General features: G+C 70.9%; 14 protein-coding genes. 9 read left to right on the top strand and 5 right to left on the bottom strand.

Features of this window, described 5'->3' with window-relative positions:
• Positions 1-228: 228 nt before the first annotated feature.
• The 4 genes from ACH4UM_RS36610 to ACH4UM_RS36595 all read right to left on the bottom strand — a co-directional run bounded on the left by ACH4UM_RS36610 (position 229) and on the right by ACH4UM_RS36595 (position 4,148).
• Entirely contained in the window at positions 229-1,809 is a 1,581-nt protein-coding gene (locus ACH4UM_RS36610) for a cation acetate symporter (protein ID WP_398189314.1), read from the bottom strand.
• A 26-nt stretch (positions 1,810-1,835) separates the two neighbouring features.
• Positions 1,836-2,291, bottom strand: coding sequence for a DUF485 domain-containing protein (locus tag ACH4UM_RS36605; protein ID WP_398189304.1), 456 nt, complete (start codon positions 2,289-2,291; stop codon positions 1,836-1,838).
• 461 nt (positions 2,292-2,752) lie between these two features.
• Positions 2,753-3,559 (bottom strand): alpha/beta fold hydrolase, encoded by an 807-nt coding sequence (locus ACH4UM_RS36600; protein ID WP_398189301.1) that lies wholly within the window; start codon positions 3,557-3,559, stop codon positions 2,753-2,755.
• Between the two features lie 130 nt (positions 3,560-3,689).
• The gene (locus ACH4UM_RS36595) at positions 3,690-4,148 is read right to left on the bottom strand and encodes a cupin domain-containing protein (protein ID WP_398189298.1); all 459 of its coding nucleotides are present in this window, start codon (positions 4,146-4,148) and stop codon (positions 3,690-3,692) included.
• Positions 4,149-4,273: 125 nt separating this feature from the next.
• Here ACH4UM_RS36595 and ACH4UM_RS36590 point away from each other — a divergent pair, with 125 nt between their 5' ends.
• The 9 genes from ACH4UM_RS36590 (at position 4,274) to ACH4UM_RS36550 (ending at position 15,703) form a co-directional block, all read left to right on the top strand.
• Positions 4,274-4,882: a TetR/AcrR family transcriptional regulator gene (locus ACH4UM_RS36590; protein ID WP_398189296.1), complete on the top strand. Its 609-nt coding sequence runs from the start codon at positions 4,274-4,276 to the stop codon at positions 4,880-4,882.
• 120 nt (positions 4,883-5,002) lie between these two features.
• Positions 5,003-7,828, top strand: a complete 2,826-nt coding sequence (locus ACH4UM_RS36585) for a phosphoenolpyruvate synthase (protein WP_398189294.1) — start codon at positions 5,003-5,005, stop codon at positions 7,826-7,828.
• Positions 7,825-9,477, top strand: coding sequence for a nucleotidyltransferase domain-containing protein (locus tag ACH4UM_RS36580; RefSeq protein ID WP_398189291.1), 1,653 nt, complete (start codon positions 7,825-7,827; stop codon positions 9,475-9,477). Before ACH4UM_RS36585 ends, ACH4UM_RS36580 begins: the two co-directional genes overlap by 4 nt.
• A 115-nt stretch (positions 9,478-9,592) precedes the next feature.
• Positions 9,593-10,681: an SDR family oxidoreductase gene (locus ACH4UM_RS36575; protein WP_398189288.1), complete on the top strand. Its 1,089-nt coding sequence runs from the start codon at positions 9,593-9,595 to the stop codon at positions 10,679-10,681.
• On the top strand, positions 10,678-11,625 hold the full coding sequence (locus tag ACH4UM_RS36570; RefSeq protein WP_398189286.1) for a nucleoside-diphosphate kinase: 948 nt from the start codon (positions 10,678-10,680) through the stop codon (positions 11,623-11,625). The genes ACH4UM_RS36575 and ACH4UM_RS36570 overlap by 4 nt, the downstream gene beginning before the upstream one ends.
• Positions 11,626-11,639: 14 nt before the next feature.
• Positions 11,640-12,644 (top strand): ScbA/BarX family gamma-butyrolactone biosynthesis protein, encoded by a 1,005-nt coding sequence (locus ACH4UM_RS36565; RefSeq protein WP_398189283.1) that lies wholly within the window; start codon positions 11,640-11,642, stop codon positions 12,642-12,644.
• A complete protein-coding gene (locus ACH4UM_RS36560; protein ID WP_398189281.1) occupies positions 12,641-13,549 on the top strand; it encodes a hypothetical protein in 909 nt (302 codons plus the stop codon). Before ACH4UM_RS36565 ends, ACH4UM_RS36560 begins: the two co-directional genes overlap by 4 nt.
• 138 nt (positions 13,550-13,687) lie before the next feature.
• On the top strand, positions 13,688-14,185 hold the full coding sequence (locus ACH4UM_RS36555) for a peptidylprolyl isomerase (protein WP_398189278.1): 498 nt from the start codon (positions 13,688-13,690) through the stop codon (positions 14,183-14,185).
• A 366-nt stretch (positions 14,186-14,551) separates the two neighbouring features.
• Entirely contained in the window at positions 14,552-15,703 is a 1,152-nt protein-coding gene (locus ACH4UM_RS36550; protein WP_398189275.1) for a PP2C family protein-serine/threonine phosphatase, read from the top strand.
• Positions 15,704-15,783: 80 nt separating this feature from the next.
• On the opposite strand, the gene ACH4UM_RS36545 is transcribed toward ACH4UM_RS36550, so the two are convergent.
• A complete protein-coding gene (locus tag ACH4UM_RS36545) occupies positions 15,784-17,502 on the bottom strand; it encodes an NPCBM/NEW2 domain-containing protein (protein WP_398189272.1) in 1,719 nt (572 codons plus the stop codon).
• Positions 17,503-17,752: the final 250 nt, after the last annotated feature.

Below are 17,752 nucleotides of genomic sequence, written 5' to 3'. Positions count from 1 at the left end.
CGTGGTGGCGACGGTTTCTTCGGTGGTACCGGTGGTCAGGGAGGTAACGGCTTCTTCGGCGGCACGGGTGGTCAGGGAGGTAACGGCTTCTTCGGTGGCACCGGTGGCCAGGGCGGTAACGGCTTCTGATGGTCACCCGCCGGTGTCCCGGACGGTTCGACGTCCGGGACACCGGCGGCGGTCACCGGGGGTGGCCGCCAAGGAAGGGGGAGCCGGGGAGGCGGGCACTCAGCTCGAACGCCGGGCCGCACCTGCCAGAATCCATGCCTCCACCGCCTCGTACTGCCGGCGCTGCTCATCCGCCTTCTCCCGCCCGGAGAGCATCGTCCCCGCCCAGCCCAGGGCGAAGCCCAGCGGAATGGAGACCAGGCCCGTCGTGGTGAACGGGAACCAGTTGAAGTCGGCGTCCGGGAACGCGGAGAACGGAGAACCCGAGACCAGGTTCGTGCCGGTCATGAGGACGACGGTGGCCAGGGTGCCGCCGATGAGGGTCCACAGCAGGCCCGTGCGGGTGTAGCGGCGCCAGAAGAAGCTGTAGACCAGTGCCGGTGCCAGCGCGGACGCGCTGATGGACGCCGCCAGCAGAGCCAGCGGCTGCAGGTTGTGGTGCTGGACGAGGGTGGCCAGCACGATGGTGAGCACACCCACCCCCAGCGCGGACACCCGTGCGAGCGTCATCTCGCGGCGGGGGTTCGTCTCCTTCGACCAGCCCGCGAACAGGTCGTGCGCCAGGGTGTTGGCACAGGCCAGGATCATCCCGGCGACCGACGCGAGCAGGGTGAGGAAGAGCGCTGTCGTGACCATGGTGAAGAGGAAGGTCTCAGCCGTCGACACGTCTGCCCCGAACGCGGCCCGCGAGCCCAGCAGGTAGGCCGTCCTGCCCGTCGGGTCGGCGCCCGCGATCGTGGCACGTCCCATCAGTGCCGTCGCGCCGGAGCCGACGATGGTGATGATCAGTACGAAGAGCGCGACGCACGGCACCGCCCAGGACATGGACCGGCGCACCTGACGCGCACTGCTCGCGGTGTACATGCGCATGGTGACATGCGGCAGGCAGGCGCCACCGAGCACAACGGTCATCTGTGAGCTGATCATGTCGAGTCGGGGAGCGGCTCCGCCGGCGAATTCCAGCCCCGAGTGCAGGAAGGCCGATCCCGCCCCGCTGTGCGCTGCCGCCGCGGCGAACAGCGCGCCCGGGTCCCAGGCGAACTGCCGCAGGATCAGTACGGCGACGACCGCGCCGGAGCCGAGCAGCATCACGATCTTCATGATCTGGATGAGGGCGGTGCCCTTCATACCTCCGATCGCCGCGTAGCTGATCATCAGCGTGCCGATGCCGACGATGCATCCGGTTTTCAGGGAATCGCTGGAGAAGCCGAGGATGAACGCCAGCAGATCGCCGGTGCCCGCGAGCTGGATCAGCATCATCGGCACCAGGGCCGTGATGGTGGTCGCGCACGCGGCGATGCGCACCGCCCGACCGGGCATCCGCCGTGCCAGCGCGTCGCCCATGGTGAAGCGGCCCGCGTTCCGCAACGGTTCGGCCAGCAGGAACATCAGCAGCATGAGGGAGAGGGCGGTGCTCAGCGCCAGGACGACGCCGTCGTAGCCGAAGAGGGCGATGACTCCGCCTGTGGAGAGGACCGTCGCCGCGGAGATGTAGTCCCCGGCGATGGCGAGGCCGTTGCGCATCGGGGACAGTGAGCCGTAGCCCGTGTAGAACTCGTCGAGGTCGTCCCGGTCGGGTCCCGTCATCACGCACAGCAGCAGGGTGATCGTGGCGACGGTCGTGAACGCCACCAGGGACATGGCCTGCGCGGAACTGCTGAACCCGGTCACCGCGTCGCCTCCTGCCTGGTCTCCAGCTCGGCCTGCCTGCGGATGCGCTCCGCGATCGGGTCGACCCGGCGGCGCGCCGTGTACTCGTACAGCCCGATCGCCAGGCAGGTGACGGGCACCTGGATCAGCCCGAGCAGCAGGCCCGTGGACAGTCCGCCCGAGACGGTGCTGGTCATCAGCGACGGTGCGAACGCGGACAGGGCGAGGAAGAGGGTGAAGTACCCGAGTGCCGTGAACGTGGCAACGCGCCGCTGCGCGCGGTACGCGCTGCGCAGGCGGCGGAGGTCGCTGTGATGGCCGGGCGCCGGCTGGCGCGGCGTCCTCCTCGTATCGGGCTCCGGCTCCGGTGGCCAGGGAAAAGTGGCGTACGACGCCGACGGCGGAGGTATGGAGTCGTACGGCGGCGGCAGGTGGCGCGGCCGGTAGTCGGGGGACGGCAACGGGTCTGTCATCCCGTTACTCCTTGCATGGCTCAGGGCCCGTGAGGACCGCAGGGAGTGGGGGGCGACGCACGTTACTCACAGGTATGCGACAAGCGGAAGCCTTTTCGCAAACTGATTGGTCGGTATGTGTTTGATTGGTGGCTAGATCATCTATCTCCCTGGGCGGAGCGGGCCCGGATGCCGACGCCGGGCAGCATGACGACACCCTCGCCGAGTCGGCCACCGTCACGTGCGCTGCTGGGTGCGACACCTCCGGCCACCGTCCTGGCGCGTCCCGGCCGCCGCCGCCCGCGCTCTCCCCGACGGGCACCCGGCCGGAGCTCACCGCCCGCCGGGCGAGGACCGTGGCCGAGGTTCCCGCCGGGGTTCGGTCACGGACGGTTCGCCGGTATGGGCGGAGACGGACGGTTCGCCGGTATGGGCGGAGACGGACGGTTCGCCGGCATGGGTGGTGACGCGGACGGCGGCCGTCAGACGGGGATGCCGTGGGTGCCGGCGAAGTCCCAGAGAACCGTCAGGAATTGTTCGGGCGTCTCGGCCTGGGGCATGTGACCGGTGCCGGGCAGCAGACGGAACTCGGCGCCGGGTATCGCCTGCGCGTAGGCGCGTCCGTAGCCGGCGTCCACGACCTGGTCGCTCGCGCCCCACGCGACGAGGGTCGGGTGGGCCACTTTGGCCAGGCGCTCGGTCAGGGTGGGGTCGGCCATGGCATCCGGTCCCGAATAGACCTGCAGCGCGGCGCGGTTGGCGGCCATGACCGCGCGCTGAGCCTCGGAGAGGGCGCCGGGGTCGAAGCGGAACTTCGAGGGGTCGTGGAAGGAGAGGCGGGACAGCTCGATGGGCGTCAGGGAGAAGGTGTCGGCGATCGGATGGCCGGGGACGTCGATGCCGACCGCGTTGACGAGGGTGACGCTGCTGATCCGGTCACTGCCCTCGGTCGCCAGCTCAGCGGCGATCCAGCCGCCGATGGAGTTGCCGACGACGGCGACGTCCCGCAGGTCGAGTGCGTCCAGCAGCCGTGCGTAGAGGTGGGCGAGGGTCGTGACGCCGGTGAGCCAGTCGGGGCGGGCGGTGCCGTCGAAGCCGGGGTGGACGGGGGCGATCACCCTGGCCGGCCGCCGCTCGGCGAGGAGGCCGGCGAACGGGGCGACGGTCTGCGGACCGCCGCCACCGTGCAGGAGCAGGAAGGGGCGCCCCTGACGGCCGTGGACGTCGACGGTGACCTCGACGGTGCCCTGGTCGAGGGTGAGGGTGAGGGTGCGGGTGCTTCTGGTCATTCGGTGCTCCTCAAATGGGCCGTGGTCATGGGCCCCGTCGAAGGGGGAGAAGGTCGGAGGGAGGAGAGGGCGGAAGGGGGGAAGGGCGGGAAGGGCGGGAAGGGCGGGAAGGGCGGGAAGGAGATGGCTGTCAGGCGAAGTCGGTCGCGGGCACCGTGGCGTAGCGGCTCATCACCGAGACGATCGACTCCGGGGTCGGTTCCCGGCCGTCGGCGATCATGTTCCGCAGGTCGCGGAAGTACTGCACGTACAGGTCGGGTGTGAAGGTGTTGAGCATCACGGCCGGCTCGTCGCCGAGGTTGGCGAAGGTGTGCGGTGCGCCGGGCGGAATCATCGCGAGCGTGCCGGCCGGCGCCACATGTGTCGTCTCCCCGATGGTGAAGTGCACGGTGCCGGAGACGACGTAGAAACCCTCGTCGTGCTGGGCGTGGCGGTGCTGCGGCGGGCCCTGGGTGTGCGGGGCCAGGGTGATCTCTCCGATGCCGAGGCGGTGCCCGGTGGTGCTGCCGTCCTCGAGGATGCGCATCTGCGTGGGGCCCAGCCGGATCGTCTCGCCGTCGTCCGGGCCGACCACGGAAACCCTGTTCATCACTGCCTCCCTCGTGAGAGTTGACTCTCACGAGATTAGAGAAGTCGAGTCTCGTCATGCAAGTCCACTCTCATTTTGCGAGCGAGGTGTTAGGATGGCGGAGGCGAGCAGGAAAGGTTTCGGCGATGACGGCACAGGCGGGTACCGGCCGCACCAACCAGAAGCAGCGCACGCGGACGGCGATCGTGGCGGCCGCCCGCGAACTCATCACCACGGGCGCCGAGGTGACGATGCCGGCGATCGCCCGCGCGGCCCTGGTCTCCGAGGCCACCACCTACCGGTACTTCCCGGACCTTCCCTCGCTGATCAGTGAGGCCCTGGCCGGTGCTTGGCCGCCCCCCGCCGAGGCCCTTGCGCCGCTCGGGGACTGCGCCGACCCCGTCGAACGTGTCGCCTTCGCCTGCGAGTTCCTGCTCCGGGGTGTACTCGCCCGCCAGGGGGCCGTGCGGGCGATGATCTCGGCCAGCATCACCCGGCCCGACAGTGCGGGTGCACGTCCCGGAATCCGTTTCGGACTGATCGACCATGCGCTCCTGCCGCTCGAAGGCACGCTCGCGGTGGCGGACTCGGAAGCGTTCGCCCAGCTCAAGCGGGACCTCGCGGTGGTCGTGAGCGCCGAGGCGCTCTTCACCCTCACCGACCTGTGCCGCCTCGACCCCGAAGAGGCCGTCACCAGCGCCGTGCGGACCGCGACCACCCTGACCGAGGCCGCGGTGCGTGCGATCGCGCGGTGAGCGAGAGCGCCGCCTTCGCGTGGCTGCGCCACCGGTGGTTTTCCACGCCCAGAGCAATGGCCGGAAACGTTCAGGGAAACAACTGGATCGTCCAATGCGGAGGTTTCCACGGGCCTGGCCGTGATACCTCTCTGGAGGTCGAGGAAGAATCCTCCGGAGGGAATCCAGTTGGCGCTCACCGCGGGATCCGGTCACCAGCACCTACACGTCCTCACACTCATGAGCGACGAGTCGGAAATCGCCGAATGGGCTGGTGGGAAGGGGAGAAATCTCCACACACTGACTGTGTCCGGTTTTCAAGTACCGAGCTGGTCGGTGATCGGCCTGGACATCTTCGCGGAATTCGCGCGCGGCACCGGACTGGACGAGCGGCTGGACCGCCTGCTGGCCGACGGCCCGGGTGGCAGGTCCCCGGAGGCCGCCGCCGCGACCGCCACCGAGATCGCCGCACTGATCCGGGCGGCGCCCCTCGACGAGCGCATCGCCGCGGCCCTTGCCCTGGCCTACCGGCAGGTGGGCGGCGGTGTGGTGGCCGTGCGCTCGTCCGGAGCGCAGGAGGACGGCACGGAGCACTCGTTCGCCGGCCAGTTCGACAGCTTCCTCAACGTCCACGGCCTCGACCAGGTCACCGCCCACGTCCGCAAGTGCTGGGCCTCGGCGTTCTCGGAACGGTCCCTGCGCTACCGCGCGCAGCGCGGACTGCCTCCCGACACCCGTGGCGTCGCGGTCGTCGTTCAGCGCATGGTGTCCGCCGAGCGCAGCGGCGTGCTGTTCACGGCCGACCCGATGACCGGCCGCACCGACCGTCATGTGGTCAGCGCGGTCCACGGGTTGGGGGAGGGGCTGGTCTCCGGCGCGGTCGACGCCGACACCGTGGTCATGGACGCCGCCACCGGCCGGCCGCTGAGCACCGTGATCGGCGGGAAGCAGGAGCGCTACGACGCCGGCGCCGGACTCGGCTGCGCGGTGTCGCCGGTGGCCGAGGAGGACCGCGGGACGCTGTCCCTGACCGCCGAGGACCTGGCCCGGCTGCACAGTGCCGGGCTGCGCGCCACGGCGCGCTACGGCTCCCCGCAGGACATCGAGTGGGCCATTGCGGACGGCACCCTGTGGATACTGCAGAGCCGCCCGATCACCGCCCTGCCCTGCGCGGCCGGCATCGCGCCGGAAGCCGAGGGGGAGTTGCGGCTGTGGGACAACTCCAACATCATCGAGAGCTTCGGCGGCGTCGTGTCCCCCCTCACCTACAGCTTCGCCGCCGACACCTACGCCAAGGTGTACGAGAGTTACGCCCGCGCGCTGGGGGTCAGGGGCGATCGGCTGCGCGAGGTTCAGGAGTGGACCCCCCACCTGCTCGGCTACATCCACGGACGGGTCTACTACAACCTGCACCACTGGTACCGGATGGTGCGCCTGGCGCCGCTGTACCGGCTCAACCGCCGTGTGCTGGAGAAATCGCTGGGCGTCTCGGAGAGCATTTCAGACGAGAGTGCCGACGCACTTCATCCCTTCAGACCCCGGCCCGGGATGCGCGGACGGATTTCGCGACTGTCCCGAACGCTGACCTTCGCAGGCAGGTTCCTGGCCATCGGGAAATCAGTCGATGCCTTCCACCGGGATTTCTACCGGGTGTATGAGGAATTCAACAACGTCGACTACGACGCGCTGCGCGGGGACGAGACCTATCGCCGGTTTTGCAGGCTGCAGAGGGAACTCATCGAGAAATGGGGCCCGATGCAGGTCCTGGATGCCACCATCCTGCTCTCCGTCGGCGTGCTCGCGCTCCTCACCCGCAGGTGGCTTCCGGACGCTCCCGACTGGTTCACCTGGGCCGCGGCCGCCCCCGGTGGCGATGTCGAGTCCGCGGAACCGGCCTGGGCGCTCGCCGAGCTGGCGGCGCGGGTGCGGGCCGACGACCAGGTGCGGCGTCTGCTGGAGCGCACCCGCGATGCCGACGCCCACCGGGCGTTGCGGGACGGCGGTCACACCGAGGTCCTGGCCGCCGTCGACGCGTATGTCGCCGACTACGGCTACCGCAGCCCTGACGAACTCAAGCTGGAGGTGCCCGACCTGCGGGAGGACCCGGCCGGCCTGTTCACCCTGCTGCGTGAGGCACTGCCGGGCACCGCGGGGAGCGGCCAGGAGGGCCGCGGCGGCGAGACCGACGCCTACCTCGACCGGCACCTGCGCGGCCCGCGCCGCTGGGTGTACGAGCGAGTGCGGGGCAAGGCCCGGGTCGCGCTCGCCGACCGCGAACGGCTGAGGTTCTGCCGCACCCGTGCCTTCGGCGCCGCGAAGCGGATGCTGCGGGCGATGGGCCGGGACCTCGCCGGTGCCGGGGCGATCGAGTCCTGGGATGACGTGTTCATGCTTAGGCTGGGGGAGGTTCGGGGCGCCTACGAGGGCGAGATCGCCCACGCCGAGCTGAAGGAGCTGACCGCGCTGCGCCGCAGGCAACTCGCCACCGACGCCACGTTGCACGCCCCGTCCCGCTTCACCACCCGCGGCGCCCCGTACTGGTCGGGCAACCTGGAGCGGGCCGGCTGGGCCGGCGGCCCCGCCGCCCGCAGCGGCGCACGTGAACTGCGCGGAACCCCCTGTTGCCCCGGTGTCGCCGAAGGGCCCGCGGTGGTCACCGACACTCCACGCGAGATCGGCGGCGGCATCCTGGTCACCTACCGCACCGACCCGGGCTGGGTGCCCGCGCTGTCGTCGGCCGCCGCAGTCCTCATCGAACGCGGCAGTCCGCTGACCCATGTGGCCGTAGTCGCAAGGGAGTTGGGCATTCCGACCGTGGTCCAGGTCAAGGGTGCCACCACCGAGATCCGCACCGGCACCCTGCTGCGCGTGGACGGCGCCGCGGGGACGGTCACGGTACTCGCCGAGCCGTCCGCCGACGGCACAGCCGTGAATCCGGACAGCCGGAGGACGGAGACACATCCGTGATCCTCACCGAGGACCAACTGCAGGGCCTGCTCGACAAGTCCCTCGCCGAACTGCCCGAGAGCGCCGATTTCGCCGTGGTACTCGAAGGCTCCATAGCGGAGGGGTTCGGCAACCCGTCCTCCGACATCGACTTCCTGCTCATCGGCCCGGGCGGCGAAGACCTGCCCACCATGCCGTCACTGCTGTTCGTCGATGGCCGCCGGGTGGAGATCCGAACCCGATCGGTGGGCCAACTCGCCGAACAGTTCCGCACCCTGGAGGAGAAGGCCAGGCGTCCCGGCAGACTCTCCGAGGATCTGCTCAACCGCTGTCAGCGGCTGCTGCACAGTCACCCGTTGCGCGGCCACGCACTGGCCGACGAGGTCAGGGCGCTCATGCCCCTGGAGCGGTTCTCCCGCATCGCCACCGACTGGTGGGCACACCGGGCCCGCCAGTCGCTGCGGCACGCGATGGCGCTGCTCTGCCTCGGGGAGACCGGCGAGGCCGCCGACTGGACCCGCGCCGCACTCGTCCAGACGGTCAAGGCGTGGGCGGCCGGCCGGGGCGAGACCTACCTGGAACCCAAGTGGCTGTCCATGCAACTGGACCGGGCCGACCGGCCCGATGTGCGCGACCGGTACTGGGAGCTGCAAGCCATGACCCCCGACCCCGGCGACCCGGACTCCGCCCGCGCCCACCTCATGGCCTGCCGCGCCTTCGCCACCGACCTCGGTCTGACCGGAGTCGCCGGAAACCCCGAGCGGCTCACGGTCGAACGCGTCGCCGGTGTGACGACGTGGCAGACCGGCGAACGGATTCACGTCATCCGCCGGCGCCGCGAGGTGTTCGCGCTCGGAGACCGCGCCGGAGCCGTCTGGCGCTCCCTCGTCCCGGGCCGGCCGCTGCCCCAGGTGCTCGCCGCGGCCGGGGACGCCGGCGGCACCGACCCCGGCCCGCCGCTCGCCGCGTTCCTGCGGTACGGCCTGATCCGGCTGGCCTGGAAGGGCGGCGGCACCGTCACTCCGTCGCTGCCGCTCGCCGCGCCGCCCGGCCCCGTCACACCGCCGCCCTCCACCGCACGGCCGCTGCTGTCGGTACGCGGCGCGGCCGTCAGCGGCCCCGACGGCATCGACCTGGTGCCGCTGCCCGCCGACCGGTTCGCCGCCGCCACCATGGCCCTCGTGTGGTCCAACGTGGTCGTCGAGAACGCCGTGGAGGACCTCACCGGCGCTCTTCGGCGCGACCAGTGGCGGGTCGCCGAACTCACCGCCCGCCGCGCCGTGCACGCGTCGCTGCGCGGCCTCCTCAGCGCGTACGGCGTCAACCCGCTGCCCGCCGACTGCGACCTCGCACGCCGTATGGACCTGCTGCCGCCGGCCACCGCGCCGATCCGGACACGCGCCGAGGAACTGCTGCGGCGAACCATCGACTCGCCCGAGCGCGGCCGGGCCGCACTCGCGGATCTGCGCTCCCTCGTCGACCTGGTGCGCCCCGCCGTGGGTGCCGACGCATTCCCTTCCTCATTCGACTCCGCCGACGCCTGGCGGGCCACTTTGGAACTCGGCTACGACTGGTTGCGCATCGGCGCCCACCTCGACGCGGAACTGCCCATCGAGGAGGCACGCGACCTGCTCGCCAGCAACGGCGCCCAGCCCCACCAGAGGCGATGACACCCGGTCCCTAACGGCGCCCCGCCGTACAACGCCCCGCCGTACGAGGGCACGCCGGAGTCCGGCGACCCGCACATGACCGACCGACCACGGGCACCCCCTGGAGGACCGACCGATGGCCGACGCGATGACGGTGCTGGTGACCGGCGCCAGCGGCTTGGTGGGAGCGGAGGTGACCGCCCGGCTCACCGCCGCGGGCCACACCGTGCTGGCCCTGCTGCACAGCCGGAGCGAACTCGTCCGCAACAACGGCGGAAAACTCACCCCCGCACCCGGCACCCTCACTCCGATCACCGGCGACATCACCCGCCCCGGTCTCGGGCTCGCCGGCGACGACCGGCTCCTGGCCCGGGGCGCCGACCGGATCGTGCACTGCGCGGCCGTCACCGACTTCGGACTGCCCGAGGAGCGCTACGACGGCATCAACGTCCGCGGCACCCGGCACGTCCTCGATCTGGCCCTCGCCGGGCGCACCCCGCTCGTGCACATCAGCACCGCCTACGTGTGCGGCGAACGCGACGGCACCGCACGCGAGGACGAACTCGACGTCGGCCAACGCCCCGGCAACGGCTACGAGCACAGCAAACTGACCGCCGAGATCATGGTCCGCAAGGCCGCCGCGGAGGGCCTGCCGGTGAGCGTGGTACGCCCCAGCATCATCACCGGCGCCGCCCGCACCGGACGCATCCGCGACTTCAAGACCATCTATCCCGTACTCAAGATCTTCACCAGGGGCCTGGTGCGCAGCGCCCCCGGCCACTACGACGCCGTACTCGACCTGGTTCCGGTCGACCGCGTCGCCGACCTGGTCGCCGCGGCCGCCCTGCGCTTCGCCGACGCCGAGGGCCTGACCCTCCACGCGGTCGGCCACGAGGTGACCCTGCGGGACTTCTCCGACGCCCTCGCCGAGTACCCGTCCTTCCAGGTGCCGAGGTTCGTCCCGCCGTCCGCGTTCTGCGCATCGGCACTCTCCGGCCGCGAACGCTCCTACTACGACCGCGTCGTCTCCCTCTACGGCACCTACTTCCGGCGGCGCGTCCACTTCGACGACGCGCAGGCCGCCGCCTTCAGCGGCCCCCGGACGCACGCGCGCGGGCGAACCTACCTGCGCCGCCTGCTCGACCACTGCCTCAAGGTCGGCTACCTCGGCACGCCCCCGCCCAAGGCACCGGCCGCCCCCCGAACCAACGGGAGCACCCAGTGACCAACCACCTTCAACACCTCGAGCCCGTGTACGGCATCCCGGTCTCGCCCCTGCTCACCTGCCAGCCCGCCAAGCAGCGGCTGTACGGTGCGGACACCTACTACCAGGAGAGCCACGAACAACTCGCCGCCCTCACCGACGACGTCACCGGCTTCGCCCACCACCACGCCGCGCTGCTGCTGAAGCCGGACGCCGTGGTGGCCCGGCGGCTGGAGAGGGCCGTCCAGTGGCTGACCGAGCGGGACTTCCGGATCACCGGCGCGGCGGTCACCCGGCTGACCCGCACCATGATCCGTGCCCTGTGGTACTTCCAGTGGAACCTCGCCACTCCCCACCGCAGGCGGCTCGCCGCGCTCTTCCTGGAGGACGCCGACGCCCTCGTCCTCGTCGTCCGCCCGGACCGCGCCCTCGACGTCCCCGCCTCGGTCGAGCTCACCCGGCTCAAGGGCCCAACCGACCCGGACGCACGGGAGCCCGGCCAGCTCCGCCACCTCCTGGGCCGGTACAGCTACCTGCTCAACCTGGTGCACACACCCGACGAACCCGCAGACGTACTGCGGGAACTGGCCGTCCACTTCGACGACACCGGCCGCGACCGCCTCTTCCGCTCCGCACTGGCGGGCGAGGACCGCACCGAGCACGCCCTGGAGCTGGCCACCCGGCTGTACGCCGCCACCAAGCCCCGCGAACTCGACTTCGAACCCGCTCTTGAACGGCTGCGCCGTGCCGTCTCCCCCCACCTGGGCCCGGACTCGGCCGCCGGCCCACGCCGGCTCCTGGAAACGGCCTGGCGCCACGGGGCCGACCTCGATCCGTGGGACACCGTCATCGTCGGTTCCACAGTGCTCCCCATGCGCCGGCCCGGCCGCGTCCCGGTGCTGGACGGGGCCGACACCGAAACGTGGCGCCGGCATCTGACCGCCCTGCGCGCCACTGCGACCTGAACGAGGAGCAGCCCATGCAGTTCGCCCGGACACTCCCCAAGGAACTGGTGCACCGGGCCGCGATCGCCGAGGTCTTCCTGACCGACGCGGAGCGCCGGAGCGAGGACGAGGTGCTGCTCGCCGCGCAGTTTCCCCGCCTCCACGCCTTCTACGACGACACCCTCACCCCTCGTACCCACCACGACCCCCTCATGGTGCTGGAGGCATGCCGGCAAGCCATCTTCGTGGTGGCCCACCGCCACCTCGGCGTACCGATGGACCACAAGTTCCTGCTGCGCACGGTCGAGTTCGAGGTGCTCGACCTGGCTGCGCTGGTGCCCGGGGACACCCCCACCGAGGCCGTCATCGGCGCCCGTATCGAGCACCGCTTCCAGGACCGGTCCGGGGTGACGGGGCTGCGGCTGCGCTTCACCGCGACCATCGGCCGGTGCGAGGCGATGTCCGCCCGCATCGCCTACTCGTGGATGCGGCCGGAGGACTGGACGCGGCTGCGGGCCCGGCAGCGTCATGCGCTCGGCCTGTTCGATCCCCCCGTCGCGCGGCAGGGACCGCGTATCGATCCCGCCCTGGTGGGCCGCCGGGATCCCGCCAACGCGATCATCTCGCCCCCGCGCATCACGGGCGACGGCCGGAGCACCGCCCGCCTGGTCGCCCAGACCACCCATCCCACGCTGTACGACCACTGGGTCGACCACGTACCCGGCATGCTGGAACTGGAGGCGTTCCGGCAACTGGCCCTGACCGCCGCCGTGCGGGCGGGCACGATGCGCACCCCCACGGCGCTGCCGATCGGCCTGTCCGCGAGGTTCCGCCGCTTCGCCGAGATGGACCTGCTCCTTCAGTGCGTCACCGCGCCCGTCATGCCCCAGGCAGCCGTCGAGTGCACCCTGTACCAGCTCGGCACCCTCGTCGCCGAGGCCCGGATCAGCCTGACCGACCCGAACACGGCCGACCTGGCCGGCGTCCTCGCGGGCGCCGGCCCGGACCGGGCACCCGGGACGGGGGGCAGCGCACGATGACCACCGTCACCGCACCTCAAGTGCCCGCCAGGCTGGGCCGTTTCGTGCTGCGCATGTTCCGGCCCCACATCTTTGCCACCTACGCAGTGCTGTGGGTCTGCGCGCTGGAGGGCTCGGCGGTGGCACTGACCGGCAGGTCCTGGCGGCCGACCGGAGCCACCTGGGTGCGGGTGGTGAGCGTCGTGCTGGCCCTGCTGTTCCTGCGGATGCTCGACGAGCAGAAGGACCTCGACTACGACCGCGTCCACCACCCGGACCGGCCGCTGGTCACCGGCGCGATCACCGCCGCCGAGCTGCGCCTGGGCATGGCCGCCGCGACCGTGGCCGCCGCCGGCCTGAACGCCGCCCTGTCGTCCACGGCCGTCCTGCTCGTCCTGTCGGCCCTCGGCTACGGATTGCTGCTCGCAGTCCTGGAGCGCCTGTCAGCGGCGGTGCGCGACCGGCAACTGCTCAACCTCGTGGTCACCTACCCGGTGCAGATCCTGCTCGGCATCTATGTGTACGGGTCGCTGGCCGCAGCCGGAACCATCTCCGCCGACTGGCGCGGCGCGGTCCTGCTGGCCCTGAGCGCCTGCGTGTTCCTGCACTTCGAGTTCGCCCGCAAGACGGCCTGGGAGACGCCGCCAGGCGCGCGTCTGTACTCGGCCGCCCTCGGCCCCCGGCGCAGCGCGGCGGTCACCGCGGGCCTCGCGGCGGGAGCGGTCGGCTGCCAGCTCGCCCTGTTCCCCCCGGCCGGTCCGGCCGGACTGCCGGCCGGCCTGACGGCTGCCCTGCCCGCCTGGGGCCTGTGGCGCTTCCTGGCCGTGCGCCGTGGCGGCTGGCCGCTGCCGGCCGCGATGGGCTTCGTCATCGGCACCTACCTCAACCTGATCGTGCGCGCGCTGGTTGTGGCAACCAGTCGTTGACACAGCGGTTCGGCCGACCGCGGCACCGGGCACAGGCTGTACGTCCGTCTCCTCGTGTGCGGCCCGCTGCGGGACTTCGCTCGCCCGAACCGGGGGTTCGGTGCAGCGTGGCGGGCACGGGGATGTGAAGATTCTCCCGTGAGCAACGTTTACTTCGACATCACCATCAACGACGAACCCGCCGGCCGGATCGTCTTCCGGCTCTTCGACGACGTGGTCCCCAAGACCGCGAGGAACTTCCGTGAACTGGCCACCGGTGAGCACGGCTACGGCTATGAAGGCTCCGTGTTCCACCGGGTCATCCCCGACTTCATGCTGCAGGGAGGAGACTTCACCCGGGGCGACGGCACGGGTGGCAAGAGCATCTACGGTGAGAAGTTCGCCGACGAGAACTTCCAGCTGAAGCACACCAAGCCGGGCCTGCTGTCCATGGCCAACGCCGGCCGTAACACCAACGGCTCGCAGTTCTTCATCACGACCATCGTCACCGACTGGCTGGACGGCAAGCACGTCGTCTTCGGCGAGGTCGTCGAGGGCATGGACGTCGTGAAGACCATTGAGGCGCAGGGCTCGCGCAGCGGTGCGCCCAAGTCGACCGTCAAGATCGCGACGTCCGGCGTTCTCGCCGACCAGTAGCCCGAAGCCGCCCACGGCGTCCTGCCCCACGAGGGGCGACGCACGCCGGTGGGCACCCGCGGTGGCGTACGTCCGATCGCGTGCGAGCCTCCGCCTCCGGCGGTGCGGGCCGGCCATGCCTGCCCGCACCGCCGGTGCTCCGGTTCGGTGGGAGCGAGCCGCATCTCGCTCGCATCAGGCCGAACACGGCGCCACTGCCGGCTTCCGGCCGGCCCTCTTCGGCCTCGCGACGGGCAGGAGCCGCGTGGTGGCGGTCAGTGCCCGGATGTGTCCGCGTCCACGCGGCCGTCGGCTCCGCGCTGTTTCTCTTGGAGCCGATCGGGGGGCAGGGTGGAAGATGTGGATGTGCAGCGAAGCTGGACGGGGATGCGACAGCCGTGGCAGTCGAGCCACGCGCTGCTGCTGATCCCGATAGCCCTGATCGTGGTGATCACGGTGGTGGACCAGCTGGTCCCGGCCGACATCCACCTCGGCCCCCTGCTGGTCATCGCGCCGGCGATCACCGCCTCGTTCGCCGGTGCCTGGCTGACCGGGCTCGTCGGGCTTCTGGCCGTGGGCGCACAGGCGTACATCGGCTGGCACTTCGGCGTGCTGTTCTCACGCAACGTCCTGGTGCAGATCCTTGCCCTGGCGGTGCTGTCGGCCCTGACCGTCTTCTACTGCGTGGTGCGTGAGCGGCGCCGGCGCCAGCTGGAGCAGGTGCGCGCCGTCGCCGAGGCCGCACAGCACGTACTGCTGTGGCCGCTGCCGGAGCAGATCGGTCCCCTGACGGTCGCCTGCCTTTACCTGGCCGCCGAGGACGAGGCCCAGATCGGTGGTGATCTGTACGCCGCGACCTCCACCGGCGCCGGCGTGCGGGTCATGATCGGCGACGTACGGGGCAAAGGCCTGTCCGCCATCGGAGAGGCCGCCCTCATCATCGGAGCCTTCCGTGAGGCCGCCCACCAGCACGCCACCCTGCCCGCGCTGGCCATCGCCCTGGAGGAAAGCGTGGCCCGCAACCTGCCCCACCTCGAGCCCGGGGAGGACTCCGGGGAGCGGTTCGCCACGGTGCTGCTGGTGGAGATCCCGGACCAGGGCAACATCACGCGGATTCTCAGCTGCGGTCACCCTCCGCCCCTGCTGCTGCGCCCCGCCAGCGCTGTCACGATTCCGGTGCACCCGGCGCCGCCGCTCGGGATTCACGGGCTGCATCCAACCGAATACACCCTTGACGTGTTCGCTTTTGAACCCGGGGACACCCTCCTGCTCTACACCGACGGCGTCATCGAGGCCCGCAACGCGGGCGGCGACTTCTTCGGCCTCGCGGCGCGGGCCGCCCAATGGGCCGGCAGCAGTCCCGAGAAGCTTCTGCACCACATCCGGCGCGATCTCCTGGCACACGTCGGAGGACGCCTCCACGACGACGCCGCGCTCATCGCCCTCTCCCGCGCGCCCGACGCCCACCGGGAGCAGCGTCACCGTCGGGGCATCCACGTCGGCAGGTTCGCCCACGGCCCGGGAACCGCCCCTCGGTGACCCGTGGCGTGTCCCCGCCGGCGAGGGATGCCGGTCCACCGGCCGGGGCGCCGCCGCCGGCGGCACCGGGGTCCGTTCTCTCAGGCACAGGTCAGCCGTGGTTCCGCCCAGTCGGCGTGGTCGTAGTCGATGCCGTCCTCGGAGTCGGTGACGACAAGGCGGAGTTCGAGTCCTCCGGTGAGGTCCGCCGTGAGGGTCTTCGCCGGGTCGGTGCCGGTCATCCGGCCGCTGTCCGCGACGAGCGTGTCGTCCCGGTAGACGCGGAAGACGACGGACCCCTTGGTGTCGCCGGCCTCGTCGTCCACGCCGGCGCTCACGGTGAGCCGCGAGCAGGTACCACCGAGGTAGTACGCGATGTCACTGGCGGCGTGGGTGCCGAGGCCCTTGGCGTAGGTGGTGCCGTTGATCGTGAGGGTGTGGCCGTCCCCGGCGGCCTGCTCGCCGTTGCTGAGGTTGCGCTCGACCGGTCCCCAGCCGTTCACCGCCGATGTCCACGGCAGGTCGCCGAGCTGGTCGACGCCGGTGGGCGGTGGGACCGGCGTGCCGGGTGTCACGCGGTACATCACCGTGCCGTGCGCGGGCACCGACGCGCTGATCGCGCCCGTGGTGGTACTGGTCTGCTTCGACCACAGATCCCTGAGGGAATACGAGGCCGCCCCGCCCAGGCCGATGGCCTCCGCCGTCGTCGACACCGTCTTCGCCGTCGTGTTCTCGTTCGTCAGCGTCACCGAACGGCCGCCGTCCGCCAGCGGCCTGGACATCACTACCAGACCGCCGGACGATGACACCACCGTGCCCTGCCGGCCCAGCGCGTCCTGGTCGACGGCGATGACGTCGGTGTTCCTGAGGATGTTCAGTGTCGCCGACGACACGTTCCGCAGATCGCTCCCGATCAGCAGCGGCGCGGCCATCTGCGCCCAGAGGCTGAAGTGGGTGCGGTACTCGGTGTCCGTCATGCCCCCGTTGCCGACCTCCAGCATGTCGGGGTCGTTCCAGGCGCCCGGCTTGGCGTACGGGGCCAGGGGCTGGTTGTGGTGGGCGATGCCGATCATGCTGGACCAGGAGTCGGAGATGTCCCCGGTCGTGCGCCATGAATTCCCGTACCCCGGGGCCCAGTTCCAGGGCTGGTTCTCGCCCCATTCGCAGATGCTGTAGAGGATGGGACGGCCGGTGGCCCTGAGCGCGTCACCCATCGCCTCGTACCGTTGCCTTGCGTCGACGCCGTTGTTGTTGCAGTTGTCGTACTTGAGGTAGTCCACGCCCCAGGACGCCCACAGGGCGGCGTCCTGCTGCTCGTGTCCGAGCCCGCCGGGAAAGCCCTGGGTGTCGCAGGTCTTGGTGCCGGCGCTGGAATAGAGCCCGAACTTCAGGCCCTTGGAGTGGACGTAGTCCGCGACGGCCTTGATGCCGTGGGGGAAGCGGACCGGATCGGGCACGAGGTTGCCGTTCGCGTCGCGGTTCGGCAGTGCCCAGCAGTCGTCGATGTTGACGTAGGTGTAGCCCGCGTCCTTGAGGCCCTGTGAGACGAAGGCGTCGGCGATGCCTTCGACCATGGCCTCGTTGAACTCGGCGCGGCAGTGCGTGGAGTTCCAGTTGTTGAAACCCATGGGCGGGGTGCGGGCCAGGCCGTTGTCCACGGTGGGTCGGGCGACCGGCCTGGCCGAAGCGGCCTGCGCCTGCGCCGCCACGACGGTGGGGGCGGCAAGGCACAGCGCGGCCAGGGCAACGGCGAACTGCCTTCTGCGGGGGTGTCGTTCGGCAGACACGTGCGGCTCCGAGGGGGGGTGAGTGTTGCACATGACCAAACGCGGTCGAACGAAAGTCACCACATTTCATCGCCATGTCCAGGGCATGTCAACATGCGCGGCAGCAAGGAGTTCCTGGTCCGGTCCGGCCCAGCCCCTCCCTCGACTCTTGACGTCCGGCCGGGTGCCCGGTACGTACTGACAGAGCTTTGGTATGGACCAATCTGGCGCACTCTGCACTCCGCACCCCGCAACTTGCACCCCGCACCCCGCGCGCCAGCCCGGTGCGCGCCCCACCCCCACC

Source organism: Streptomyces sp. NPDC020801, assembly GCF_044334385.1.
Classification (GTDB): domain Bacteria; phylum Actinomycetota; class Actinomycetes; order Streptomycetales; family Streptomycetaceae; genus Streptomyces.
This window is presented reverse-complemented; position numbering and strand designations above follow the sequence as displayed.

What these genes read in the sequence shown, in the direction of transcription:
- ACH4UM_RS36550 (WP_398189275.1), top strand. Translation starts at nt 14,552, where the DNA reads ATGCGACAGCCGTGGCAGTCGAGCCACGCGCTGCTGCTGATCCCGATA.
- ACH4UM_RS36590 (WP_398189296.1), top strand. Translation starts at nt 4,274, where the DNA reads ATGACGGCACAGGCGGGTACCGGCCGCACCAACCAGAAGCAGCGCACG.
- ACH4UM_RS36545 (WP_398189272.1), bottom strand. Translation starts at nt 17,502, where the DNA reads ATGTGCAACACTCACCCCCCCTCGGAGCCGCACGTGTCTGCCGAACGA.
- ACH4UM_RS36600 (WP_398189301.1), bottom strand. Translation starts at nt 3,559, where the DNA reads ATGACCAGAAGCACCCGCACCCTCACCCTCACCCTCGACCAGGGCACC.
- ACH4UM_RS36575 (WP_398189288.1), top strand. Translation starts at nt 9,593, where the DNA reads ATGGCCGACGCGATGACGGTGCTGGTGACCGGCGCCAGCGGCTTGGTG.
- ACH4UM_RS36605 (WP_398189304.1), bottom strand. Translation starts at nt 2,291, where the DNA reads ATGACAGACCCGTTGCCGTCCCCCGACTACCGGCCGCGCCACCTGCCG.
- ACH4UM_RS36610 (WP_398189314.1), bottom strand. Translation starts at nt 1,809, where the DNA reads ATGTCCCTGGTGGCGTTCACGACCGTCGCCACGATCACCCTGCTGCTG.
- ACH4UM_RS36595 (WP_398189298.1), bottom strand. Translation starts at nt 4,148, where the DNA reads ATGAACAGGGTTTCCGTGGTCGGCCCGGACGACGGCGAGACGATCCGG.
- ACH4UM_RS36560 (WP_398189281.1), top strand. Translation starts at nt 12,641, where the DNA reads ATGACCACCGTCACCGCACCTCAAGTGCCCGCCAGGCTGGGCCGTTTC.
- ACH4UM_RS36565 (WP_398189283.1), top strand. Translation starts at nt 11,640, where the DNA reads ATGCAGTTCGCCCGGACACTCCCCAAGGAACTGGTGCACCGGGCCGCG.